Annotated in this window: 27 protein-coding genes and 1 pseudogene; 7 read left to right on the top strand and 21 right to left on the bottom strand. The window is 46.5% G+C overall.

Annotated elements, in window-relative coordinates:
• The first annotated feature begins 100 nt into the window (after nucleotides 1–100).
• Nucleotides 101–308 (top strand): annotated as a pseudogene (locus QUA02_RS03410) (helix-turn-helix domain-containing protein).
• A 151-nt stretch (nucleotides 309–459) separates the two neighbouring features.
• On the opposite strand, the gene QUA02_RS03415 reads toward QUA02_RS03410, so the two are convergent.
• From QUA02_RS03415 to QUA02_RS03460, 10 genes are all read right to left on the bottom strand, one after another.
• Nucleotides 460–1410, bottom strand: a complete 951-nt coding sequence (locus QUA02_RS03415; protein ID WP_333025312.1) for a F0F1 ATP synthase subunit gamma — start codon at nucleotides 1408–1410, stop codon at nucleotides 460–462.
• A gap of 129 nt (nucleotides 1411–1539) precedes the next feature.
• A complete protein-coding gene (atpA, locus tag QUA02_RS03420; protein ID WP_333025313.1) occupies nucleotides 1540–3057 on the bottom strand; it encodes a F0F1 ATP synthase subunit alpha in 1518 nt (505 codons plus the stop codon).
• Nucleotides 3058–3175: 118 nt separating this feature from the next.
• Complete coding sequence (gene atpH / locus QUA02_RS03425) at nucleotides 3176–3721, bottom strand: ATP synthase F1 subunit delta (protein ID WP_333025315.1); 546 nt, start codon at nucleotides 3719–3721, stop codon at nucleotides 3176–3178.
• A 3-nt stretch (nucleotides 3722–3724) separates the two neighbouring features.
• Nucleotides 3725–4252 carry a F0F1 ATP synthase subunit B gene (locus tag QUA02_RS03430; protein WP_333025317.1) on the bottom strand — a complete coding sequence of 176 codons (528 nt, stop codon included), beginning with the start codon at nucleotides 4250–4252 and terminating at the stop codon, nucleotides 3725–3727.
• Nucleotides 4253–4339: 87 nt separating this feature from the next.
• Nucleotides 4340–4807 carry a F0F1 ATP synthase subunit B' gene (locus QUA02_RS03435; RefSeq protein WP_333025319.1) on the bottom strand — a complete coding sequence of 156 codons (468 nt, stop codon included), beginning with the start codon at nucleotides 4805–4807 and terminating at the stop codon, nucleotides 4340–4342.
• 26 nt (nucleotides 4808–4833) lie between these two features.
• Complete coding sequence (atpE, locus tag QUA02_RS03440) at nucleotides 4834–5079, bottom strand: ATP synthase F0 subunit C (protein ID WP_172184535.1); 246 nt, start codon at nucleotides 5077–5079, stop codon at nucleotides 4834–4836.
• Nucleotides 5080–5225: 146 nt separating this feature from the next.
• The gene (atpB, locus tag QUA02_RS03445) at nucleotides 5226–5981 is read right to left on the bottom strand and encodes a F0F1 ATP synthase subunit A (protein ID WP_333025322.1); all 756 of its coding nucleotides are present in this window, start codon (nucleotides 5979–5981) and stop codon (nucleotides 5226–5228) included.
• A 27-nt stretch (nucleotides 5982–6008) separates the two neighbouring features.
• Nucleotides 6009–6464 (bottom strand): ATP synthase subunit I, encoded by a 456-nt coding sequence (locus QUA02_RS03450; protein ID WP_333025323.1) that lies wholly within the window; start codon nucleotides 6462–6464, stop codon nucleotides 6009–6011.
• A gap of 324 nt (nucleotides 6465–6788) precedes the next feature.
• Nucleotides 6789–7043: a hypothetical protein gene (locus QUA02_RS03455; RefSeq protein WP_333025325.1), complete on the bottom strand. Its 255-nt coding sequence runs from the start codon at nucleotides 7041–7043 to the stop codon at nucleotides 6789–6791.
• A gap of 180 nt (nucleotides 7044–7223) precedes the next feature.
• Complete coding sequence (locus QUA02_RS03460) at nucleotides 7224–7676, bottom strand: nitrate reductase associated protein (protein ID WP_333025327.1); 453 nt, start codon at nucleotides 7674–7676, stop codon at nucleotides 7224–7226.
• Nucleotides 7677–7840: 164 nt separating this feature from the next.
• Between QUA02_RS03460 and moaA the strand changes: the two genes are divergently transcribed.
• The 3 genes from moaA to QUA02_RS03475 all read left to right on the top strand — a co-directional run bounded on the left by moaA (nucleotide 7841) and on the right by QUA02_RS03475 (nucleotide 9674).
• Entirely contained in the window at nucleotides 7841–8830 is a 990-nt protein-coding gene (gene moaA, locus QUA02_RS03465; RefSeq protein WP_333025328.1) for a GTP 3',8-cyclase MoaA, read from the top strand.
• A gap of 89 nt (nucleotides 8831–8919) precedes the next feature.
• Entirely contained in the window at nucleotides 8920–9282 is a 363-nt protein-coding gene (locus QUA02_RS03470; RefSeq protein ID WP_333025330.1) for a papain fold toxin domain-containing protein, read from the top strand.
• A gap of 17 nt (nucleotides 9283–9299) precedes the next feature.
• Nucleotides 9300–9674 (top strand): hypothetical protein, encoded by a 375-nt coding sequence (locus QUA02_RS03475; protein WP_333025332.1) that lies wholly within the window; start codon nucleotides 9300–9302, stop codon nucleotides 9672–9674.
• A gap of 112 nt (nucleotides 9675–9786) precedes the next feature.
• Here QUA02_RS03475 and QUA02_RS03480 read toward each other — a convergent pair whose 3' ends face one another.
• From QUA02_RS03480 to QUA02_RS03515, 8 genes are all read right to left on the bottom strand, one after another.
• Nucleotides 9787–10377 carry a Uma2 family endonuclease gene (locus tag QUA02_RS03480; RefSeq protein WP_333025334.1) on the bottom strand — a complete coding sequence of 197 codons (591 nt, stop codon included), beginning with the start codon at nucleotides 10375–10377 and terminating at the stop codon, nucleotides 9787–9789.
• Between the two features lie 257 nt (nucleotides 10378–10634).
• Nucleotides 10635–10853 carry a type II toxin-antitoxin system HicA family toxin gene (locus QUA02_RS03485; RefSeq protein ID WP_333025336.1) on the bottom strand — a complete coding sequence of 73 codons (219 nt, stop codon included), beginning with the start codon at nucleotides 10851–10853 and terminating at the stop codon, nucleotides 10635–10637.
• The gene (locus tag QUA02_RS03490) at nucleotides 10850–11053 is read right to left on the bottom strand and encodes a type II toxin-antitoxin system HicB family antitoxin (protein WP_333025338.1); all 204 of its coding nucleotides are present in this window, start codon (nucleotides 11051–11053) and stop codon (nucleotides 10850–10852) included. Before QUA02_RS03490 ends, QUA02_RS03485 begins: the two co-directional genes overlap by 4 nt.
• 36 nt (nucleotides 11054–11089) lie before the next feature.
• Nucleotides 11090–11683, bottom strand: a complete 594-nt coding sequence (locus QUA02_RS03495; protein ID WP_333025339.1) for a Uma2 family endonuclease — start codon at nucleotides 11681–11683, stop codon at nucleotides 11090–11092.
• Nucleotides 11684–11837: 154 nt separating this feature from the next.
• Nucleotides 11838–12062: a DUF433 domain-containing protein gene (locus tag QUA02_RS03500; protein WP_106332354.1), complete on the bottom strand. Its 225-nt coding sequence runs from the start codon at nucleotides 12060–12062 to the stop codon at nucleotides 11838–11840.
• Nucleotides 12063–12129: 67 nt separating this feature from the next.
• Complete coding sequence (locus QUA02_RS03505; RefSeq protein ID WP_333025340.1) at nucleotides 12130–12450, bottom strand: hypothetical protein; 321 nt, start codon at nucleotides 12448–12450, stop codon at nucleotides 12130–12132.
• A gap of 147 nt (nucleotides 12451–12597) precedes the next feature.
• The gene (locus tag QUA02_RS03510) at nucleotides 12598–12843 is read right to left on the bottom strand and encodes a hypothetical protein (protein WP_333025341.1); all 246 of its coding nucleotides are present in this window, start codon (nucleotides 12841–12843) and stop codon (nucleotides 12598–12600) included.
• 575 nt (nucleotides 12844–13418) lie between these two features.
• Entirely contained in the window at nucleotides 13419–14669 is a 1251-nt protein-coding gene (locus QUA02_RS03515) for a class I SAM-dependent methyltransferase (protein WP_333025342.1), read from the bottom strand.
• A 690-nt stretch (nucleotides 14670–15359) separates the two neighbouring features.
• Here QUA02_RS03515 and QUA02_RS03520 point away from each other — a divergent pair.
• The gene (locus QUA02_RS03520) at nucleotides 15360–18149 is read left to right on the top strand and encodes a phycobilisome rod-core linker polypeptide (protein ID WP_333025343.1); all 2790 of its coding nucleotides are present in this window, start codon (nucleotides 15360–15362) and stop codon (nucleotides 18147–18149) included.
• Nucleotides 18150–18396: 247 nt separating this feature from the next.
• On the opposite strand, the gene QUA02_RS03525 is transcribed toward QUA02_RS03520, so the two are convergent.
• The 3 genes from QUA02_RS03525 to QUA02_RS03535 all read right to left on the bottom strand — a co-directional run bounded on the left by QUA02_RS03525 (nucleotide 18397) and on the right by QUA02_RS03535 (nucleotide 19933).
• Entirely contained in the window at nucleotides 18397–18837 is a 441-nt protein-coding gene (locus QUA02_RS03525) for a hypothetical protein (RefSeq protein ID WP_333025344.1), read from the bottom strand.
• Nucleotides 18838–19051: 214 nt separating this feature from the next.
• The gene (locus tag QUA02_RS03530) at nucleotides 19052–19486 is read right to left on the bottom strand and encodes a substrate-binding domain-containing protein (protein WP_333025519.1); all 435 of its coding nucleotides are present in this window, start codon (nucleotides 19484–19486) and stop codon (nucleotides 19052–19054) included.
• 6 nt (nucleotides 19487–19492) lie between these two features.
• Nucleotides 19493–19933 (bottom strand): LysR family transcriptional regulator, encoded by a 441-nt coding sequence (locus tag QUA02_RS03535; RefSeq protein ID WP_333025346.1) that lies wholly within the window; start codon nucleotides 19931–19933, stop codon nucleotides 19493–19495.
• 208 nt (nucleotides 19934–20141) lie between these two features.
• Here QUA02_RS03535 and QUA02_RS03540 point away from each other — a divergent pair, with 208 nt between their 5' ends.
• Nucleotides 20142–20510, top strand: a complete 369-nt coding sequence (locus QUA02_RS03540; protein WP_333025347.1) for a type 1 glutamine amidotransferase domain-containing protein — start codon at nucleotides 20142–20144, stop codon at nucleotides 20508–20510.
• A 619-nt stretch (nucleotides 20511–21129) separates the two neighbouring features.
• Nucleotides 21130–22494, top strand: a complete 1365-nt coding sequence (locus QUA02_RS03545; RefSeq protein WP_333025348.1) for a P-loop NTPase fold protein — start codon at nucleotides 21130–21132, stop codon at nucleotides 22492–22494.
• Nucleotides 22495–22709 lie beyond the last annotated feature (215 nt).

Below are 22709 nucleotides of genomic sequence, written 5' to 3' on the forward strand. Positions count from 1 at the left end.
TTAATTAATCCGAAACATCTTAAAAACTGGTTTACTAATTGCTGCTACTGTACCTCATAACATCCGGAAGTGCTGTATATTAATCACATCTCAAGAGGTTATGGGCTTAATTAAGTTGCGGGTTCGAGAGTTGGCTGCTGAGAAAGGCTGGACGATCAAAGAGGTTTCAGGGCGATCGCGAGTAGTCTACAGTACGCTCAGAACCTATGCCCGATCGCCCGGATTAGCAACTGTTGACAGCCTTGCACAAGTTGGCAAGGACTTTTGATTTGTCGATCGAAGATTTGTATGAAATTGTGCAGGAATAGGCGATCGCTTTTTACGGTAACTCCACCGGGAATATTGCCTGAAGAATAGTTGCTCCTAAATGGCTTTTGGAGATTGGCATAATTCTCTAAAAAAAAGCGCCTGAGTTACCCCAAACGCCTAGCATAAAATCAACAAATTGTCAACCCTAACCTAACCGTTCAAGGCCTCAGCACCGCCGCAAACTTCCAGGATTTCCTGAGTAATTGCCGCTTGCCGCGCCTTGTTATAAGTCAGCGTCAAACTACCGATCAAATCGCTAGCATTCTCACTAGCATTGTTCATCGCCGTCATCCGCGCAGCCAACTCGCTAGCAGCAGACTCTTGCAAAGCCCGCAGCAATTGGTTGTTCAAATACAAGGGCAAAAGAGCCTCCAGAATTTGCGCCGGATCTTGCTCGAAAATCATGTCTCTGGGCAAGCTCTTCGTAGGTGAAGCAACCTTCTCGCGCGATACTTGAAACTGTCCGCCTTGCGATGTTAAGCGGAAGATTTCATCGTCTTGAACTTCCAAACCTTGGGGGTCGAGGGGCAGCAAAGTTTGAATTACCGGACGCGAACTAATTAGCGACACAAACTTGGTGTAAATTAGCTCAACTCTGTCCACAGTTCCCGACAGGAACAAGGAAAGCAATTCGTCAGCAATTTGCGCGGCTTCCGGTGCTGTGGGAATTTGTTCTAAGTTAGCGTAAGTAGCATCAATCGGCTGTTCGCGGCGCTGGAAATACTGAGTAGCTTTGCGTCCTACCAACACGTATTTGTAGTCTAAGCCTTCAGCTTTGATTTCCTTAGCGCGATTTTCGGCGTATCTGATGATGTTGCTATTGTAGCCGCCGCACAAACCCCGATCGCCCGAAACTACCAACAGTCCCACAGTCCTAACTTCGCGTTTCTTCAGAAGTGGCGAATCCAGGTTTTCAAACTGCAAGCGTTCCGCCAAACCGTACAATACCTCTGCCAGCCGATCGGCAAAAGGTCGAGTTGCAGTCACCTGTTCTTGAGCGCGGCGCACCTTTGCAGCGGCCACCAAGCGCATTGCTTCTGTAATCTTTTTAGTGTTCTTGACCGACTTAATACGATCGCGAATAGTTTTCAGATTTGCCATAATTTTCTCCTTAGTCCCTGGCCCGCATCTTTTTAATTAAAACCGCGAATAAACGCAGATAAACGCAGATGAACTTCAGATTATCTGCGTTTATCCGCGTTCATCTGCGGTTCAAAATTCCAACTCGATTTACGCAGAAACCAAGAAAGTTTGCTTGTATTCTGCAATGCCTTCTTTGAGCAGCTTCTCAGCTTCATCAGTCAAGGCCTTTCCGCCTTGAACGATTTCGCCGTACTTCGGCTTGCTAGTCCGCAAATAGTCGCGCAAACCAACAGTAAACTTGCTGACCTTATCTACCGGAATGTCATCCATATAGCCGTTAATACCGGCATAGATTACAGCCACTTGTTCGTTCATCGGCAGAGGCGAACTTTGGGGCTGTTTCAACAGTTCCCGCAAGCGCTGACCGCGCGACAATTGATTCTGAGTAGCTTTATCCAAGTCAGAAGCAAACTGAGAAAATGCTGCCAGTTCTTCAAACTGCGCCAATTCCAGTTTCACCTTACCGGCTACTTTTTTCATCGCCTTAGTTTGAGCGGCCGAACCTACCCGCGATACCGAAATACCGGGGTTTACTGCCGGACGCAAACCAGCGTTAAACAAGTCAGAAGAAAGGAAGATTTGACCGTCGGTAATCGAAATTACGTTCGTCGGAATGTAAGCCGAAACGTCACCAGCTTGGGTTTCGATAATCGGCAAAGCAGTCATGCTGCCTTCGCCCAAATCGTCGCTCAATTTCGCAGCGCGTTCTAGCAAGCGAGAGTGCAGGTAAAACACGTCTCCGGGATAAGCTTCGCGACCGGGAGGACGGCGCAGCAACAGAGACATTTGGCGGTAAGCTTGTGCTTGTTTGGAAAGGTCATCGTAAATGACCAAAGTGTGCTTGCCTTTGTACATGAAATACTCGGCTAAGCTAGCACCTGTGTAGGGAGCCAAATATTGCAGGGTTGCGGGGTCGCTAGCGTTTGCTGCTACTACGATCGTGTAGTCCATCGCGCCCTTTTCTTGCAGGACGTTGACGATGTTAGCTACTGTAGAAGCTTTTTGACCGATCGCCACGTAAACGCAGATCACGTTTTCCGATTTTTGGTTAATAATCGTGTCGATCGCGATCGCAGTTTTACCGGTTTGTCTGTCACCGATAATCAGTTCCCGCTGTCCTCTTCCCACCGGAATCATCGCATCAATAGCGGTAATTCCTGTTTGCATCGGTTCGTAAACAGAACGGCGAGAAACAATCCCCGGTGCCGGAGATTCAATCAACCGAGTTTCTGTGGTTTTAATATCTCCTTTACCGTCAATGGGACGCGCCAAAGCATCGACTACCCGTCCCAACATCGCTTCACCCACGGGGACTTCAGCAATTCTGCCAGTAGCTGTTACCACCGAACCTTCTTGAATGCCGAGGCCTTGTCCCATCAGCACAGCGCCGACGTTATCTTCTTCCAAGTTCAGTGCAATGCCCACGGTGCCGTCGGCAAATTCTAGCAATTCCCCAGACATGGCTTTATCCAAGCCATAAATCCGGGCAATGCCGTCGCCTACTTGCAAAACAGTACCGACGTTAGAGACTTTTACATCTTGGTCGTACTGCTCAATTTGCTGGCGAATAATGCTGCTAATTTCGTCTGGTCTGATTGCTGCCATGTCAGTTGTCAGTTGTTATTTGTCAGTTGTCCGTTGTCAGTTGTCAATTGTCAGTTGTTCAAAACTGCTAACCCTTAACCGCTAACTAAATTAGCTAATAGCGATCGGCTATTAACTATTAAGAACTCAAGCGAATTCCCAAGCGGCGCAATTGTCCCCGCAGGCTGGCATCAATTACTTGAGAACCTACTTTGATAATTACGCCGCCTATTAAATCTGCGTCAATTTTGGTTTCAATTTCTACTTGCCTTGCGCTTGTCATCGCCTGCACTTTCTCGCGAACAGTTTGCTGCTGAGCCTCTGAAAGCGGGACAGCCGAGGTAACTTCCGCCAAAACAGTTTGGTTGAGTTCTCGGAGCTCGGTCAAGTATTTTTTGCCAATTCCTTCTAGAAAAAGAATCCGTCCTTTGTCTACTAACAGCCGCAAAAAGTTCCGCATCAACGGGTTCATTTCTGACCCCGCTATTCGATCGATGACGGCTTTTTTATCCTGCGGTTTCACCAGAGGACTGCCTAGAAACAGGCGCAGTTCCTCCGAATTTTCTAGAAGGTTCAACAAGGAGCGGATATCTTCGCCGAACTGCTCTGAGAGGTTGTTAGACTTAGCCAGTGACATCAAAGCGGATGCGTAAGGCTGTAAGACTTCTGTGCTGACTTTACTCACGTTTTAGCCTCCCAGTAAGGCAATGCTGCGATCGATTAATTGGTGTTGAGCGTTTTCGTTCAAGCTAGTTTTTAGCTGGCCTTCCACCCTTTCTAATGCCATAGATACAACAGCCGCTCTGAGTTGGGCGATCGCTCTTTCTCGATCTGCTTCCAACTCTTGACCCGCTGTTGCTTTCATGCGTTCAACTTCCTGCGCTGCCTGAGCTAGAATTGCTTCTTTGGCTTTCTTCGCATTTTCTTCAGCAGCGGAGCGAATCCGTTCCGCTTCTGCTTGCGCTTGAGTCAATTTTTGCTGTTGCTCTGCTAGAGCTGCTGCTGCATCTTTTTGGCGAGTTTCTGCTTCTTTAATCGCCTCTTCGATGCCGGAGCGTCTTTCGCTGAGGATGTTCCCTAAAAAGCCGCGCCCGAAATAAAACAGCAATCCAATAACAATGCTCAGGTTAATCAGGTTGGCTTCTAAAATATCGAAATTTAAACCGAAACCACCTTCTGCGCTAGCTTCTGTGGCTAGCAATAAAACAGTCCCCATGATACTCTTCCATAATTGCGCGTGCAGGTTTGGTGAACCGATTTTAGATTTGAGCATTCACCCAAAATCTAAAACTGTTCGATCGAGCTATTTGACAAGTGCAGTGCCTAATAGCTTTTCAAGAATTTGTCGGCTCAGGACATCTACTTCTTGCTCCAGCGAGCGCATTGCCTCTTGTTTTTGTTGCTCAATCTCTTGTCCTGCCTTTTCTCGCGCCACTTGAGCTTCTTTTTGAGCCTCAGCTACTTTTGCCGACGCGGTTTTTTGGGCATCTGCTTGAGCCGCAGCAATTACTGCTTGAGACTGTTTGCGAGTTTCTCCCAGTTTTTGTTCGTATTCCTGCGCTAATTTCTGAGCTTTCGCCAAGCGTTCTTGAGCAGACAGTTGAGTGGTGCGGATGTATTCGTCCCGCTCGTCCAGCATCTTTGTCAGGGGCTTATAGAAAACAGCATTCAGGACTACCATCAAAACTAGGAACTGCAACGCCATAAAAGGCAATGTTGCATCAAAATCAAACACTTTTTGTTCCTCCTTTTTGTTGGGGCGGAAAGACATCCGCCCCTTTTTGCATTCCTTCAGTATTAAGCGAAGGGATTAGCAAACAGCAGTACCAATGCAATAACCAGACCGTAGATGGTCAGGGATTCCATGAATGCTAAGCTCAGCAGGAGGGTCCCGCGAATTTTGCCTTCTGCTTCGGGTTGACGGGCAATACCTTCTACTGCTTGACCGGAGGCATTACCTTGACCGATACCAGGTCCAATCGCCCCCAAACCAATAGCTAAACCAGCGGCGATAACTGAAGCAGCAGCAACTGTCGGATTCATGATAATTTTCCTTAACTTTGTGTACAGATTGAAAAACAGATAGTGCGTAATTGGTAATTGGTAATTGGTAATTAGTCATCAGTCATTAGTCATTGGACTGCTGATTTCTGACATATCGCTATTAGCCATTAACCAATTCCAGAGTGTTAATCGTGGTGTTCGTCGCCGTGTCCTTCCAATGCTTCGTGAATGTAAGCTCCTGCCAAGGTGGCAAATACCAAAGCTTGAATCGCACTGGTAAACAGACCCAACATCATTACGGGCAGAGGTACAAACAGGGGAACTAACAGCACCAGCACCGCTACCACTAATTCATCCGCTAAGATGTTACCAAATAAACGGAAACTTAGGGAAAGAGGCTTGGTGAAATCTTCCAAGATGGCGATCGGCAACAAAATTGGGGTTGGTTCGATGTACTTAGTAAAGTAACCCAAACCCCGCCTGCTGAAACCCGCATAAAAATATGCCAGAGAAGTCAGCAAAGCAAGTGCTACCGTCGTGTTGATGTCGTTGGTCGGAGCAGCTAGTTCGCCTTCTGGCAACCTAATTAGTTTCCAAGGAACTAAGGCACCCGACCAATTCGATACAAAAATAAACAGGAACAAAGTGCCAATAAATGGCAGCCAGGGACGGTACTCTTTCTCGCCGAGTTGATTTCTAGCCAAGTCTCGAATGAATTCTAAGGCGTACTCCATGAAATTTTGCATTCCGCGCGGAATTCTCTGCATATTGCGAGTTCCGGCCAGGGAAGCTATCACGAGTAGAGCAATCACAATCCAGGAGGTGATGAACACCTGGCCGTGAACTTTGAGACTGCCTATGTGCCAGTAGAAATGCTTGCCAACTTCCAACACAGCGAGGGGAAGAGCATTAAAGGCATTTAAGACATTTAGCATTTCCATTCACAAGAAGTTCACACAGTGGAGGGTTCACCGACTGCCTGACTCATTTGCGGAGTCAGGAATGAACAGGCTTTGCAGCATATAAAAGATAACTGCGCCCTTGTACGTCAGAAATCCCAAAAATACAGGCAAAATATGTAGCTGATTCCACTGAGTTGATACTACAATCAACCCAACAAATACAGCCAACCGATTTTTACTCAGACCCGTTTTTTGCGGGCCGAGGCGCTCAACGTCTTTGGCTAACATTCTCAAGTAAACCACACCTGCGATCGCCCCAATCAAATAATTTAAGGCAATGTTGAGAGAATAAAAAATCCACACCGAGATAAAAATTATTCCCATGAAAGCGAGCGAGATTACAAACAACTGTTGCTGAAGTTTGTAGAAATCTTGCATAGCATCAGTGGACTCCGGTTCGGACGAACCTGTCTGAGAGATGTCCTGCGTTTGGGCGGTGGATGCGCGAGATTGATCTGACAAGGTTACTTGACTTTCAAAGCAGTCGGTGTTAGTTGACTCCCACTACAATTAATTCGGTTGAAACCGTCTTGTAGCGACAAGTGTGACAAAAGCTACAGCTCGTACACTTCACATCGAATAATACCACGTGCAGGTAACATAACTTAAAAAAAAATGAATTTTTTGATTGGTTTCTGAGAACTGTCTGGCTGAGCCACTTGACCTCGCTCGGCAAGCGTGCAGAGCCGTTCCGAAGCCTGAAGCTAGAAGGCTTTTATGCAGACAGCCGCAGATTTTATGAATATTTATAATGTTGTCGCGATCGCCCTTCCCCAAGACTCAACTTTAGCACTTTTGGGGCGACAGCGATGAACGGTGAGGCTCCAACAAGTAACGAGAGTCCATCAGTGCGGTCGAAATTACTCGCAGTTGGTGAGGGTAGCGGGGTATGGGATCGTTCTCCAGCCAGATGGGGGGTACCATCATCGGTTCGTAGCAAGCAACAGTATCAAAGGTTCCAGGCCGTGCTTTGAACTCAACTTTTTGTCCGGGCCGATACTCGAATGCTTCGTCCCAGTCTATATCTGCATAGAAGTCCACGATCGGCTTTCTGTAATGAGTAGTCTTTGATACAGATTTTAGAGGCGATATCTGAAATTTGCCAGCATTTAGTAGTTTTAGATACAAAAAATAACTTGACAGGAGTCTATGCACAGGCGGTTCGTGCAGTCTTGTGCGGGACTGTTAGCCAGAGTACGAACTAGAGGCAGGGCAAGAGACCTATGATTCAACGAGGTGAAACTCTTTAACAGCCGGGAGAAAGTTTCTATTTTCGTGGCTCGATCGACTAAGCTTGATCAAAGCAAATCGCTGTAGAGGGTGCAAACTCGCCCACTGGGCCAAAGTAATTGTCACGCCGAGATCTTGAGCTTTTGCAGAAACAGACTCCGGTACAGTTCCAGCATCCATCCAGGGGGGATTTTCATCAACAGCCAAATCAGTTCCCGGTTTACCAGTCTGTTTAATTAATACTTGGTTTAGCTGTTCTCGGTAATCGATAATTTCTGCTGGTGTCAAGCAAGGTTTCTCTACAAGGATTTGACGTTCTGCTTGGTTAAAATGATTCCAATCTTGCAACTTGAGTTTGATGCCGCAAGTATCTAACTTTAGACGTACCTGCATCGGAATGCAGCGCAGAGCTTCTACAAAATCAGCTTCAAATTCAAAGAACATAGATATACAAATTTGTGAATGAGATTTTTTTTATTAACCGCAGAGGCCGCAGAGGGCGCAGAGTAAGAGAAGAGAGAGAAGATTTCGATGCAGGTGCATTGTCCTCAATCATGGCAGAAAATCGAGTCAGCATTTATAATTAAATAATATTACAAAGTATTGACATGAATCCCGTAGACTACCTTCGGATTAGTTTAATAGACCGCTGCAATTTTCGCTGTCTCTACTGTATGCCAGAAGGTAGCGAGTTGGACTATGTATTGCAGCAGCAGTTGTTAACTCACTCGGAATTGCTAACTCTGCTGCGGGAAGTTTTTATACCCGTGGGATTTACAAAGTTTCGCTTGACTGGAGGGGAACCGCTGCTGCGGCCTGGGGTGGTGGAATTGGTAAGGTCGATCGCCTCGATGCCGGAAACGCGAGATTTGTCAATGACAACCAACGGCTTTTTGCTGGCGGGAATGGCGGAAAATCTCTACAATGCTGGTTTGCGCCGGATTAATATTAGTTTGGATTCGCTGGAAGCGGAGACTTTCGATAAGATAATTGGCAGTCGGGGACGATCGCGCTGGATGCAAGTTTGGGAAGGAATTCAAGCGGCTTATCAAGCTGGATTTGACCCGCTGAAATTGAATGTTGTGGTGATTCCCGGTGTGAATGACGGGGAAATATTGGATTTGGCAGAGTTAACTATTAACCGAAATTGGCACGTTAGATTTATTGAGTTTATGCCGATCGGGAATGGGGATTTATTTGGCGATAAAGGTTGGGTAGCTTCGGCAGATTTGCGGCAACAAATTAGCGACAAATACGGGTTAGCAGACTCGGGAGTGCGCGGTAACGGGCCGGCGGATGTGTTTCAAATTCCGGGGGCGAAAGGCACTTTAGGATTTATCAGTCAAATGTCCGAGTGTTTTTGCGATCGCTGCAACCGAATGCGTTTGTCGGCTGACGGGTGGCTGCGGCCTTGTCTGCTGAACGAAACGGGTCAAATTGACTTGAAAACTGCTTTACGGAATGGGGTGTCTACAGGCGAATTGCGCGATCGAGTGCGGCAAATATTAGAGATTAAACCGGAGATTAATTTCAAACAGCGGGATTCGGGAACTACTCAAGGAAATTACAGCCGCACCATGTCTCAAATCGGCGGGTGAAAATCCCATTAAACCGGAGCAAAGGGGAAGGGTAAAACAGATGGCATCAGCTTGGATAGAGTGGAGTAAAGATCAAGGCTTCGCGATTTATGAACGATGAAGTGCGACAACAAATTTCAGAAATAGCTAGTAATTTTAAACTGTTTGAATGTAAGGCTTGTGCTTCAAGCATTCAAGAGTTTTTAATCCAAAGGGGTAGTGCTGGAAAAAAAGTCAAAATTTATACAGGCAGTGCTCAGGGAAAATATGGTAATATTTACCATGATGACATCAAACAGAATATTGCTACGAATGGACACCATGAAGGGATTGCAGTTAAAATCAGTGGGGAGGAATTAATTTTTGATAATATCCATCCTGAAGGAATTCCTCAACAAGAGTGGCTGGGGAAATTTTATTGTTTAGCACTTGATTTGGGCGGTCAATTTCAGATTGAGGAAATAGAATTTTAGGTAAAAGGAGATAAAAAATGTTAGATTTATACCCTCTACTAGAAAAAATCAAACAAAGAGCGTCTTTATACTTAGGAAAAAAATCGCTCAGCCATCTCCACGTTTTTTTAGATGGCTATACCTTTGCGCGTCGTCAACTTGGTATTTCTATCACAGAACAAGAAAAACAGTTTGAGGAGTTTCAAGAGTGGATAGAAAATCGATTTAATCAAGCAGATACTCAATCTTGGAGTCGGATTATTCTTTTTTATGCTGAGGATGAAGCAGATGCACTAAATCGTTTCTTTGATTTATTTGAAGAATTTAAAAATTGTGAAAAGTTGCCAAAAGATGATGCAACAAATAACCACGAAATGTCGGATAATTTGAGTGTTGTAGCTGGAAATATTTGAGCGTGCGTATTTGGAAAAACATAGATTTTATACAGCAATTTCAACAACTTTGAGATGAATAATTGCTCTAATTTTCATATTTTCTCCTTGTGAATTCCTTGTAAATCGGTGGCTAAAACTCCCCTCTCAAGACTTGCTGAACCGTCAAGTTCAACTGCGGAAAAGTCGGCGATATCAGCGCTTGTTCCCCTGGAAAAACCCCAACTTCGACATACTCACCTGATTCTAGTCGTAGTACCGCTACTATCTCCTCTTGAGGGTCAACAATCCAATATTCAGGGATACCCCGCGCTGCATATTGAGCTCGTTTACTAATGTAATCGCGATCGCGCCCAACTCTACCTGGACTAACAACCTCGACAACCAACTGAGGAGGTGGCATAGTTTGGGTGATGGTTAGCCGGGAGGCTGTCAGCAAGATGTGTTCGGGGCGCAAAACCACTAAGTCGGGGTAGCGGTTAGCAGCATCGCCCTCGCGCAAGATAGGAACTTGGATTTCGCACAGGTGAAGTTTGATACACCGCCAAGGGATGCCAGTATTAACAAGCACTAAAAATAGATAGCTGACAATGGCGGTGTTGGGTTCGGATTCGGGCGGCAATGTTACTAACTCTCCATCAATTAATTCGTAGCGATTGTCGGTGTCGTCCTCATAGGTGAGGTACTCTTCAAAGGTGAGTTTTTGCTTGCGGGCTTGTATCATCTTTTACCTTCCAGGATTTCTATTGTTATTAAAATAATTACACATCCGGGGGAAGCGGCGGCCGCAGTGATTATACAGCATATTCCATTTATATGCGGTACACACAATCTTGTTGTAAGTAAGGTGCGTCGCCATCAACAATCTGCAAGTTCCATTGAACCATAGAACAGCGACACACCCTACATAACACGTACCTACCGGATAGCTTTGCACGCGCGGACTTGGAAATGGGCGATCGCTCTCAAAATACATTATACTTAAGACAAACTTTGTAAATCTTCCTCAGATAGCTGGGCTATTTTCATCAAGGCTCTTAAGGTTCCAACTTTCAAATCTTGATTCCGGTGAACGGGAATTGACAAAATTTGTTCTATTTCGGGGTTTTCATAGATATGATGACTGCCAGTTACTCTTTTCAAAACCCAACCTTTCTGCTCTACTATTTTGCACAGTCGCTTCCCTGAAATAGATTTCATACAGCAATTTCAACAACTTTATCTGTGGAGGCAATTGCTTCACGACTATTAGCAACATCGAGCCAACCTTCAATAGCATCTTTTAAATTAGCCATCACTTCTTCCATAGTATCTCCTTCGGTAATGCACCCAGGAAGTGCAGGTACTTCAGCCCAATAGCCACCTTCTTCTGCGGGATGAATAATTGCTCTAATTTTCATACATTTTCTCCTTGTGAATTCCTTGTAAATCGGCGGCTAAAGCTCCCCTTCCAGGACTTGTTGGGCCGTCAAGTTCAACTGCGGAAAAGTCGGCGATATCAGCGCTTGTTCCCCTTGAAAAACCCCAACTTCGACATACTCACCTGATTCTAGTCGGAGTACCGCTACCATCTGCTCTTGAGGGTCAACAATCCAATATTCAGGGATACCCCGCGCTGCATATTGAGCTCGTTTGCTATTGTAATCCCGTTCCCGACCAATTCTCCCATGACTAACAACCTCGACAACCAACTGAGGAGGTGGCATAGTTTGGGTGATGGTTAGCCTGGTTGCTGTCAGCAAGATGTGTTCGGGGCGCAAAACCACCAAATCTGGGTAGCGGTTAGCTGCGTCGCCCTCCCGCAGGATCGGAACTTGGATTTCGCACATATGTGTTCTGATCAGCCTCAGTGGGATGAACCCGCTACTAGCCAGAGTGAATAGTAGATAGTTAGCAATGAAATTGTTGGGGCCCGATTCTGGCGGCAATGTTACTAATTCTCCGTCAATTAATTCGTAGCGGTTGTCGGTGTCGTCCTCATAGGTGAGGTACTCTTCAAAGGTAAGTTTTTGTTTGTGGGCTTGTGTCATCTTTTACCTTCCAGGATTGCTATTGTTATTAAAATATTTACACATCCGAGGGAAGCGGCGGCCGCAGTGATTTTCATTGAATTAACAAGCTGGGTAGCACTGTTTCAATTATATTATAAGGCTGCATCTGAGAGGTTTTCTTCAAATAGAAGTTTCACAGGGATGCCACAAATAACTTTTTTTCACGATCGGCGGCAAAAGCAAGGCAGGCTTTGATGTCTGCCGAAGTTAATTCTGAAAAATCTTCCAGAATTTCTGCTTCCGTCATGCCACCGGCGAGATATTCTAAGATGTCGTAGACGGTGATTCGCATTCCCCGAATACATGGTTTTCCACTGCGTTTTCCCGGTTCAATTGTGATGATGTCGTGGTAGTCCATAAAGCAATATTTGGTACTAATAATAGTAATTATAGTTTCAAATAATCCTGGTTTGTTTAGGTAGGGCTTACAGGTTTAAGCAAGTAGGGAGAAAACGTACCCATGGGACTGTCAGTGTCTGACGAGTTGCGATCCAACCTAATGGTAAATCGGCTAATTCTCTCACAGATGAATCTAGCTCAACTATCCTGGCTAATGCAACCATAGTTGCTTTATCAATTGATAAATCTTTACCTGTGTGAAACTGCCATGCTCCATCATCAACATCATGAGAGACAAAAAGAATAGGTTTATCATGATGAAGGATATCGGTTGATGTGAGAACAGCAACATTTGGGGGATCTACAAATGGCCAGTGTGAATCAGGTACACTCGAAATACTTCTCATAGAGTTCCTCTTGTTGTTTATTAACTGGTTCCCAGGCTGTAGCCTGGAAACCGAGATCCAGAGGCTCTGCCTCGCTAGCGGATAAAAACAGGAGGCAGATGCTCATGGAATGTGTTCCCAAGCTCTAGCCTGGGAACGAGCAAACACCTACGCTTTGCGCTTCCGACGGCGAATCAGCACACTCATCACTTGGTTCGGATTAGCTGCACGTTGTAGGGGACTCCAATCGCCAACTTGGGCAAATCCCAGGCGGTACAAGGTGAGTATGGTTTCCCTGACACCCTTGGGCGAACCTGTCACCGTTACACAAACCACATCCTGTTCCGATTCTGCTGCTGAGTCGTCATTTGGTCGTGCAAATTTGTTGTCGTCAGGCACGAATTCCTGTGACATAATTATGTTCTCCTGGTTTTAGGTTTTCTAGAAAAACCCAAAAACCTAGCCGCCCCGCTTTTCAACGCATAGCAGGGCGGCTACAGAGAGTGTTATCATACTCCGTTAGCCTCCAGACTGCTGTGATCAGTTTGGCGGTTATGCTGTCCATTGCTGTTACCAGCAGCTTTGGGCAGTGCAACTAGATTTTTGGGCGACGCGGGCTACTTCCTCTACAAGCAAAGCAACCTCTAACTTCAAAGCGTAGCCGCATTTGGGGGCCTGTGTCAATCCATTTGGGATTTTGGATTTGGGAAAGGTGCGTCAGCTTTGAGATTGCTTCACTACGTTCGCAATGACAGAAAATCCTAGCAAAGTACCTGTAGGGTGCGTCGCCGTCGAAAATCCTTAACAAAAGATAAACAATCTCTGAGTGACGCACCTCACACAATCGTCAAAAAAACAACAAAACACTTTTTTAACAGCTATATTTTTTTCGTAAATTGTCGATTTTTAGCGGAAATTGGTGAGGTGCGTCAGTTCGGAGATTGTCGATTTTTAGGGGAAATTATGCTAACTGACGCACCCTACGATTATTAGATTTTATCCGGAGTCAGCAAAATGAGCTGTTTTGATAAGATCGATCGCACTTCATCCAATCCCATCTCCACATTCCCTAAAATCTCCCCAACAGTCTTCTCTCCTTTACCTTGCCCAAGCGAGGTTCCCTCTTTCTCCCCCCCTTGATAAGGGGGGGCTGGGGGGGGTGAACAACCTTGCAAAAACTCAAATTCAGCACTTGACAAATTGATCAATTGATAGTTGCAATCAAACACTTGTTGACTCGGCCAACCGTGCATACAACTACTCAACTCTGGAATTGCCGCCAACAGCGCCCGATCGTCCGACCAATCAATTTTATTAACAGGCTTTTTGCCCAAGAAAAACTCGTAATGAGTGATTTCCGTATCCAACAATTCAATTAATCGATAAAGCTCCCGTTCCGTCAAACCCCGAGCTCTTTCTATCAATTCCGGTGCTTTACCCAAAAGTCTTTCTAACTGCCAATATCCCGGATTTGAAAAACCGATAAATTCCAATCCCGAAGCATCAATTAACTCGAACAAAGTCTCAATATTGTAGTCAATTTCCTGCGGGTGAACGTACATATCCGCAAAACATTCGTCCCGCTGATTTTCTCCTGCCCAGCGCTGCTTTTCGTACTTGACAAGACGGTTGTTTTCTGGTAAAGAAGCAAAGATTTGACGGCCGAGTTTGACGCCATCGGGATAGTCACCTTTTTGGGGGCCTTGGAGAAGTGCGATCGCCCTTTGCATCAGTTGAATTTCCCAGCGTCCGAGCTCAGCATACACAAAAATGTGCATCAAACCGCCCTCCGCCAACTTCGCCGCCAGCGCTTGAATGCCCCGGATCGGATCTGGTAAGTGGTGCAGCACGCCGACGCAGTTGATCAAATCAAACTCGCCTTCTAACTCGGCGGCATCGTACAGGCTGAGGTGGCGAAAATCAGCTTCCCGGGCTCCCGATCGGCGACAGCGTTCTTGTGCTACCTTCAAAGCACCGGAACTGAGGTCGATCGCCGTTACCGAAGCTTCAGGATTGAGGTGAATCAGATAATCGGTGCTCGAACCAGTGCCGCAGCCAGCATCTAAAATCCGAATATCGAGTTTTGGCGGCTTTTGGCCGGTGCAAAAATTGTAAGCATCAGGCCAACTCCAGCGCCAGTTGTACCCCGGCGGCGGTTCATCTGACAAAGGATCGGGCGGGAAAGGGAAAGTATCGTAAAGCCGCCGCACGGCAGCACTGATATCGGGTGAAGTTTCCATAGGTGAGGTAATAGTGCGTGGGTTTTGAGATTGGTTGTCAGTAGCTACGGGGTAACAGGGCTAGGCCATGCACTTCTAATGCTTCGTTACTCGCAACCAAAGTGGCGTCTCGCCAAGTTGGGCAAGCCTGAAAGAGAGGGATCGGGCGATCGACTAACCCATGACTGCCAAGCCCTGACAGCTTCTGCGTAATAAAACTTATCATTTTTTCTCATATACGCTCTCTTAAATCTATACAATAAATCTCGGCAGGCTTTTTAACAAACGAGGACTGTCAATAACCCACCGCTACCGCTGAGCTTTCGGGTAAAGCGGAGGCGTCTTTAAGCAGAAAGTTAAAGGCAAGAGAAAAAGGCAGAAGAAAATTTTTGATTTTCTTTTCCCTTAATTGACGGCACTTACTGCGATCGCCCACTCGTCAAATATCCTGCCAAGTCTTTTTTTTCACGGGTGTACGGGCGGAGCGCAGCGGAGGGAGTACCCCGTGCCTGCCTTCTGACCGGACATTTCCCGGCAGGCAGAAAGATGAAACCAAAACATTTTAATCTAAGAAAGTAAGCGCGCCGGAACCTCGTGACAGGTAAAGGCAAAAAGTAAACAAAGCAAAAATACCTACTTTGCCCTGCATGAGAAGGCAAGGTTAGTCGGGTTAAATGCTGCAACTATTTAGATAGGGAGCGAAGGAGTCTAATGACTGTAAAGGCAAGTGGTGGAAGCTCGGTTGCGCGTCCGCAACTATATCAAACTGTACCGGTCGCAACGATTTCGCAAGCAGAACAGCAAGACCGCTTCCTACAGCGGGGCGAACTCAGCGAACTGGCAAGTTATTTCAGTTCCGGTGCTCTGCGGATCGATATCTCTGCGACGCTGACCAAAAACTCGGAACTGATAGTATCCCGCGCAGCCAACCGGATTTTTACCGGCGGTTCCCCGCTGGCATTCTTGGAAAGACCGCAAGAACCTGTGATGGCTGTAGCAGGCGCGGCTCGCGGCGGATCGGGGAATGTCTCTGAAGGCATGAAACTGGGAACTGTTACCTACGTTGAAGGTCGCGCAGGCGGTGGCAACGGCTCAGGTGGCGGCGGTGGTTTCTTGGGGCTGGGAAATCTGTTTTCTGGCAACGGTGGCGGCTACGGCGGCCCAATCCCAGCAGGATTTCAGCCGATAAATGTCTCGCGCTACGGCCCGGGCAACATGACAAAATCTCTGCGGGACTTGAGCTGGTTTTTGCGCTACATCACCTACGCGATCGTCGCGGGCGACCCGAACATTATTTCGGTGAACGTGCGCGGATTGCGGGAAATCATCGAAAATGCTTGCTCTTCGGCGGCCACAATTGTGGCAATGCAGGAAATGAAGGCTGCATCTTTGGGCTATTTCAAAAACAATGCAGAGGCAAGTGCGATCGTCGGACAGTATTTCGACGTAGCAATTACCGAATTCAAAGCTCCCACACCTTCAGACAAGGTGCGGCAGCGCGAAAGCAACGACCAGCAAGGGCTGCAACTGCCTCAAATCTACTTCAACGCAGCCGAGCGACGGGCGAAATTCGTCATGAAAGCCGGTCTGTCTTCGGGCGAAAAGCAAGAAGTAGTCAAAGCAGCTTACCGCCAAGTATTCGAGCGCGACATTACCCGCGCATACAGCCAAAGCATTTCTGACCTGGAATCCAAGGTCAAAAACGGCGAAATCTCGATGAAAGAGTTTATCCGCCGGCTGGGTAAATCTCCTCTGTACCGCCAGCAATTCTACGAGCCGTTTGTCAACAGCCGCGCTGTAGAACTGGCGGCCCGCCACTTCCTCGGCCGCGGTTTGAGCTCGCGGGAGGAGTTCAGCAAGTATTTCGCGATCGTCAGTAAAGGCGGTCTGGCAGCCCTCGTAGACGCGATGGTTTATTCCCAGGAATATTCCGACTACTTCGGCGAAGAAACAGTGCCTTACCTGCGCGGTTTGGGCCAAGAAGCTCAGGAATGTCGCAACTGGGGCCCGCAAATTGATTTGTTCAATTTCAGCGCTCCGTTCCGCAAGGTTCCTCAGTTCATCACTTTGTTCGCAGGCTACACTCAGCCACTACCAGACCAGCACGTTTACGGTGTTGGCAATGACCCCTTAGAAATTCAGTTCGGCGCGATTTTCCCGCAAGAAACTCGCAACCCCAAGAGCCGTCCGGCTCCCTTCGGCAAGGACACCCGCCGCATCCTGATCCGTCAAGGTGCGGGGATTGAAAACCAATTGAGCAACCCGGAAGCCCGCGGCAAGGCTCCCGGCTCTCTCGGCCCCAAGGTCTTTAAATTAGACCAGTTGCCGGGTGGCTACATTTCTCCGAGAAAAGCGACTGGCCGCGGTGCTTCTGTCGGCACTAGCAGCTACAGCAGTGCTTCCAGTGTCAAATTTACCGAAAGTTCGACTCAAGCGGTGATTCGGGCTGCTTACCTGCAAGTGTTTGGTCGCGATGTGTTCGACGGCCAGCGCCAAAAGGTGGCGGAAATTAAGCTGGAAAACGGCGACATTCCGATGCGCGAGTTTATTCGGATGTTGGCGAAGTCTGACGTGTTCCGCAATATGTACTGGAGCAAGCTGTACGTTTGTAAGGCGATCGAGTACATCCACCGCCGACTCCTGGGACGCCCTACCTACGGCCGTCAGGAAATGAACGCTTACTTTGACATTTGCGCCAAGAAGGGTTTCTACGCGCTGGTTGACGGCATCATGGATTCTCTGGAGTACAACGAAGCTTTTGGGGAAGATACTGTCCCCTACGAGCGCTACGTGACTCCCGCAGGTTTGTCGATGCGGACGATGCGATCGGGTTCCGTCGCTGAGCAAAATGTCCAAGCTCAGACGCCAGACACTCCTCGCTTTATTGAACTGGGTGCAGCAGGCGATCGGGGCAATTTCGAGTTACAAAATAGCCTCGCTCAAGGTGTCAGCAAGCGGCGCGAACAAACTAAGGTGTTCAAGCTGACGACTACATCGGACAAAGTAGCTTTGAAAACTTTAATTCAAGCTGCTTACCGTCAAGTTTTTGAGCGCGACATCAACCCATATGTTGTCAAGAATGAATTCACGGCGTTGGAAAGCAAACTGGGCAACAATGAAATCAATCTCAAGGAATTCATTGAGGCTTTGGGTTGCTCGTCGCTGTACGTCAAACAGTTCTACGCACCTTATCCGAATACTAAGGTGATTGAGTTGGGAACCAAGCACTTCTTGGGCCGGGCTCCCCGCAATCAAGCGGAGATTCGGACTTACAACCAAATCTTGGCAAGTAAAGGGATTAAGGGCTTTATCAACGCGATGTTGAACAGCGTTGAATATGCGGAGGCTTTTGGCGAGGATACTGTTCCTTACCGCCGCTTTCCGACTCTACCGGCTGCTAATTTCCCGAATACTGAAAGGCTGTACAACCAGTTGACTAAGCAGAATGGTGAGATTGTGGTTCCGAGTTTTGAGCCTGCGGCTGCTACTGACAGAAGCTAGATTGATTTGAGTTTTCAGATGTTAGATTACTGCTAATTTAACGTCTAAAATTAGTTGAAGGGCTGGTATAGTTACCGGCCCTTTTTTATTGGTTTGAAGTAATATCAATTCCGGTTACACCGGAATAATATAGAGGAGAGGAGACGGCAGTGCCGTGTCCCTACCGAAAATAATATTGTAGGGACACGGCACTGCCGTGTCCTAATTTCAACTAATAATTTTGATGCTACCGGATTTGATATAATGCCTATCTTTCTATCTTTACATCAATTGCCTCATAAGTTTTAACACTTATGTCTACAGGATAATCTCCAGTTTCTAGTTGCGCTCTAACCTGTATTTCACCATCAATAGATACGTTTGAATCTGGCTTCCTATATTTAAATTCTGCACACTGAAAATAGATGACAGATTCTAACAATGAAAGAAGATACTCTCTTAATTTCTTCAGATCGAAGTCCTCAATCACAATTATGTGAGCGCTTTTTAACTCAATTTCAATCTGGTCATATGTCCCATCAAACTTTGTTCCTCCATCAGCAATCTTTTTTCCGGTTAGTTCAGTATAGCGTTTGGCTAGCTTGCTATGACTGAAAAGAGTCCCTATCTCTTTTGCTGTAAACTTGACAGATTGAATCTCAGTAATATCAAAGATATGAGTGTTGTTGAGATTGATAAATTTTCCCATGCTGCTTCATCGAAAGATTAATAAACCCTTATCTAAGAATATCGAAAACTTTGATTTAGGCTGTGTCCGTTAGCTCATGAATTCTATAATAACAACTTTGCGAAGAATATTGTAGTTGATCGGCGATTTGTCATAATTTGATAACTTTATGCCCCACCATATCCTCCAAACTCCCCTTCTTGTTCTAAGGTTCTGCCTCATATTTATAAAATTATTAAAATTTGCAAATTTCTAGCATCCGTTTGACTTTTGGCAACTGTCTTTCAGATTTCCGAAAAGCCAGCCAAATCCGATTGGTAACAGCCTGTGCAGGTTTGAGTACAAGTGTCAAGCGGTTTTCTGTCACCGCATCTGCACACAAGTAGTCGGGAAGCACGCTAAAGCCAAATCCGCATTCCACGGCTTGTCCGATCGCTCTAAAATCGGGAATAATTAGTTTGGGTTGAACGTCGATTCTTCGGCCAAACACCGCGCGCCAAAATCGGCGGGCGATCGGCAATTCTTCACTGTAAGCAATCCAATTTTGGGTTAACAGCCATTGAGACAGTGGGTTTAAATCTGCTTGACTGATTCTTTCGGCGATCGGAATCGCAATATTTGGTGGACCGACTAGCCAGAAGTTCTCCTCAAATAGCAATTCGTATTCGATATCGGATCAGGTGATTTTTTGGGTGGCAATTACGATGTCTAGCTTTCCGGCTTTGAGTTGTTGGATTAACTCCGATGTTAACCCAAATTGTATTGTGTAAAAAGTGCGATCGTCCTGCGGTAGTCGATCGAGAATTCGTTCTGTGAAAAATTCTTGGGGCGTACCGATTCTGATTGTTTGCGGAGTTTGGGCTGTTGAGTTTTTGTGGGGAATTGATTCGAGTTTCTCGATCGCACCAGCAACTTGAGTATACAGTCTTTTTCCCGCTTCCGTGGATACCATCCGTCTCGGAGTCCTTTGAAACAACGGATTTCCCAAAGCTGACTCTCTTGCTGCGACGTGTTGGCTGAGGACCGGTTGCGTGAGGTGGAGAACTTGCGCCGCCCCGGATACGGTTCCGACGCGGTAAACCTCAATAAAGCTGCAATACCACTCAAAGCTAATCATCAGCAAAGCACAACAGTGATTTTGACACGGATACACGGATTACTTGTCGAGCATTGGCATTTGCTATAAATAAATTTATACTTACACGAATAAATAAGGCTTTTTTAGACGATTCGCAACAGGTTGCGCGAGTGGAAAATACTCTCAATCCCGCACAAATTGACCCCGCAGAATATGGCGCTATTTTCTACGCTGGGGACACGGGGCGATGTGGGATTTTGCTGATAACCAGGAACTTGCTGGGATTGCTGCTGCTATTTACGAAGCAGGCGGGATTGTGGGTGCTGTCTGTCACGGGCCGGCCGCGTTAGTCAATATTAAGTTGTCTGGTGGTGAGTACCTGGTTGCAAATAAGACTGTGGCTGCTTTTACTAATGAAGAGGAAGCCGCTGTGGGATTGACTGACATAGTTCCGTTTTTACTGGAGTCGAAGTTAATTGAACGCGGGACTAATTTTACTAAAGTTGCTAATTTTCAGGCTCATGTTGTCGTCAGCGAGAGGCTCGTCACAGGCCAAAACCCCGCTTCGGCAGCAAGTGTCGGTCACAAAATGGTAGAATCGATCAAAAATAAGTAGAACAAAAAAAATATCACACCGAGAAACCCGGTTTCTTAAACAACACCTTCGGGCCGAACTAAGTAAAAATGCTCTAAGAAAGTAGGTTGGGTTTCGCTTTAAAAGGGCCTAACCTACTGTGAAAATGGCGAAGGTATTATTAAAAAAACCGGGTTTCTGGATACCTAATTATATCAAATCCGGTTAAATCGGAATCATACAGTAGTGCGAGCGTCTCGCTCGCGATCCCTGTCGTTCGCTATGGACGTTCGCACTTACTATCCAAATATATAATTCCGATCCAACCGGAAACGATATTACTACCTGTTTTTGTTTCTTCGGTTAACCGTACTCGAATAGCCACTTCGATCCGAGAACATTACTGCCAAATTTTCGTCTTTGATGTCAATAAAGTCGCGCTCGCTGTACGCAGATAAATTACTTAGTTATGGGTATTAGTTGATTCTATTGATTCCCAGTACGCAAAAATTAAGTATAATTTCGGAGTGCTGGTTTAGGGACGGATCGAGATATTGATCGTCCCAGAAAACATCAAAATAAGTTGATAAGTTGTGCTGATTATTACCATAGCGAAACGAATAAGCTATTAGGGCATAATGTAGTTTTGAGCGAACAGGGTATGGAACTAAATTTACAGAAATTTTATAAAGCTTGCAATCCCAGCTACACGCTAGCAGTAGCAAATTCAGAAGACCGACAATACTATATCGATTTTTCTTCAGTGCGGGGCGGCACAACTGTAGAACAATTGGAGCGCACCATCAGCCGCCTGTCCCCTGACGAGCCCACCTGTCAATTATTCACCGGTCACATCGGCTCTGGTAAATCAACAGAATTGCTGCGGCTGCAAGCTCAATTGCAGCAGCAAGGATTTCATGTTGTTTACTTTGAGTCGAGTAAAGACTTAGACATGGCAGATGTCGATATCACTGACATTTTGTTGAGCGTTGCTCGTCAGGTGAGCGAAAGCATCGAGAAAATGAAAATCAAGCTGCAACCTACGGGTTTTAAAGCTTTGCTGAAAGGGGTTGCTGATGTTTTTCAGACTCAAATAGACTTGAGCGCTGAAGCTAATGTCCCCGGTTTGGGGGAAATAAATGCCAGCACGGAGGGAGAATTTTCTCTGGCGTTGGGAATTGGCAAAATTACTGCTAAAGCGAAAGATGCTCCGAATCTGCGATCGGAGTTGAGGCAATATTTGGAGCCGCGAACTAATGTAATTTTAGATGCGCTCAATAAGGAGTTGCTAGAACCGGCTAACAAAGAACTAAAACGCCAGGGAAAACAGGGACTTGTGGTAATTATCGACAATCTCGATCGCATACACCTGTGCGCGAAACCGACGGGGCGGCTTCAGCCGGAATACCTGTTTGTCGATCGCGGCGAGCAGTTGGCAAGACTAAATTGCCACGTCGTGTATACAATTCCTTTGGTGCTGATTTTCTCTAACGATTTGGGCCAGTTGACCAATCGCTTTGGGGTAGATCCGAAGGTTTTGCCGATGGTGCCGGTGCAGTTGAGCGACGGTTCTGAGTGCTCTGAGGGTGTGGAATTGCTGCGGCAGATGGTTCTGGCGCGGGCTTTTCCGACGGTGCAGCCGAAGCAGCGCTATGCTTTGGTTGGCAAAGTTTTCGACTCTGCCGAAACTCTCGATCGCCTGTGTCGAGTCAGCGGCGGTCATGTCCGCAATTTGTTGCAACTGCTGTATAGCTGTCTGCAAAAACAAGACCCTCCTCTGTCGCGGGAAACCTTGGAAAATGTGATCGTCCAGCGCCGCCACCAGCTTACTTTGGCGATCGAACCGGATGAGTGGAAATTGCTGCGCCAAGTATCCGCTACCAAAACTGTGAGTGGGGAAACTAAATACCAAATCTTGCTGCGCAGTCTCTGGGTGTTTGAATACCGTTACGGCGAGGATTACTGGTTTGATGTCAATCCGATTTTGGCTGACGCCAAGGAGTTTCGGGAAACAGTTGGCAGTTGACGGTTGACAGTTGACGGTTGACGGTTGACGGTTGACAGTTGACAGTTGATGGTTGAAATCGCTCTTGGGTCAAACGAAGTTCACTTCTAGCGGACTCAAGAATAAGGGCGTTATTGTAGCAGGATGTGCTATGAAAACTAACAAAAGTCAACAGTCAACAGTCAACTGTCAACTGTCAACAGCATTGCCCGATCGACAGTCAACCGTTAACAGTC

The sequence above is a fragment of the Microcoleus pseudofavosus SVA1_A4 genome (assembly GCF_036700565.1).
In the GTDB taxonomy this organism is placed as follows: domain Bacteria; phylum Cyanobacteriota; class Cyanobacteriia; order Cyanobacteriales; family Microcoleaceae; genus Microcoleus.

Coding starts and splice junctions, on each gene's coding strand:
- QUA02_RS03435 (WP_333025319.1), bottom strand. CDS start 4,807: ATGTCTTTCCGCCCCAACAAAAAGGAGGAACAAAAAGTGTTTGATTTT.
- atpA (WP_333025313.1), bottom strand. CDS start 3,057: ATGGCAGCAATCAGACCAGACGAAATTAGCAGCATTATTCGCCAGCAA.
- QUA02_RS03505 (WP_333025340.1), bottom strand. CDS start 12,450: ATGAGAAGTATTTCGAGTGTACCTGATTCACACTGGCCATTTGTAGAT.
- QUA02_RS03470 (WP_333025330.1), top strand. CDS start 8,920: ATGAACGATGAAGTGCGACAACAAATTTCAGAAATAGCTAGTAATTTT.
- atpB (WP_333025322.1), bottom strand. CDS start 5,981: ATGGAAATGCTAAATGTCTTAAATGCCTTTAATGCTCTTCCCCTCGCT.
- QUA02_RS03430 (WP_333025317.1), bottom strand. CDS start 4,252: ATGGGGACTGTTTTATTGCTAGCCACAGAAGCTAGCGCAGAAGGTGGT.
- QUA02_RS03475 (WP_333025332.1), top strand. CDS start 9,300: ATGTTAGATTTATACCCTCTACTAGAAAAAATCAAACAAAGAGCGTCT.
- atpE (WP_172184535.1), bottom strand. CDS start 5,079: ATGAATCCGACAGTTGCTGCTGCTTCAGTTATCGCCGCTGGTTTAGCT.
- QUA02_RS03520 (WP_333025343.1), top strand. CDS start 15,360: ATGACTGTAAAGGCAAGTGGTGGAAGCTCGGTTGCGCGTCCGCAACTA.
- QUA02_RS03540 (WP_333025347.1), top strand. CDS start 20,142: ATGTGGGATTTTGCTGATAACCAGGAACTTGCTGGGATTGCTGCTGCT.
- QUA02_RS03500 (WP_106332354.1), bottom strand. CDS start 12,062: ATGGACTACCACGACATCATCACAATTGAACCGGGAAAACGCAGTGGA.
- QUA02_RS03515 (WP_333025342.1), bottom strand. CDS start 14,669: ATGGAAACTTCACCCGATATCAGTGCTGCCGTGCGGCGGCTTTACGAT.
- QUA02_RS03490 (WP_333025338.1), bottom strand. CDS start 11,053: ATGAAAATTAGAGCAATTATTCATCCCGCAGAAGAAGGTGGCTATTGG.
- QUA02_RS03480 (WP_333025334.1), bottom strand. CDS start 10,377: ATGATACAAGCCCGCAAGCAAAAACTCACCTTTGAAGAGTACCTCACC.
- QUA02_RS03510 (WP_333025341.1), bottom strand. CDS start 12,843: ATGTCACAGGAATTCGTGCCTGACGACAACAAATTTGCACGACCAAAT.
- QUA02_RS03485 (WP_333025336.1), bottom strand. CDS start 10,853: ATGAAATCTATTTCAGGGAAGCGACTGTGCAAAATAGTAGAGCAGAAA.
- QUA02_RS03525 (WP_333025344.1), bottom strand. CDS start 18,837: ATGGGAAAATTTATCAATCTCAACAACACTCATATCTTTGATATTACT.
- QUA02_RS03495 (WP_333025339.1), bottom strand. CDS start 11,683: ATGACACAAGCCCACAAACAAAAACTTACCTTTGAAGAGTACCTCACC.
- QUA02_RS03535 (WP_333025346.1), bottom strand. CDS start 19,933: ATGATTAGCTTTGAGTGGTATTGCAGCTTTATTGAGGTTTACCGCGTC.
- QUA02_RS03545 (WP_333025348.1), top strand. CDS start 21,130: ATGGAACTAAATTTACAGAAATTTTATAAAGCTTGCAATCCCAGCTAC.
- QUA02_RS03460 (WP_333025327.1), bottom strand. CDS start 7,676: ATGTTCTTTGAATTTGAAGCTGATTTTGTAGAAGCTCTGCGCTGCATT.
- moaA (WP_333025328.1), top strand. CDS start 7,841: ATGAATCCCGTAGACTACCTTCGGATTAGTTTAATAGACCGCTGCAAT.
- QUA02_RS03415 (WP_333025312.1), bottom strand. CDS start 1,410: ATGGCAAATCTGAAAACTATTCGCGATCGTATTAAGTCGGTCAAGAAC.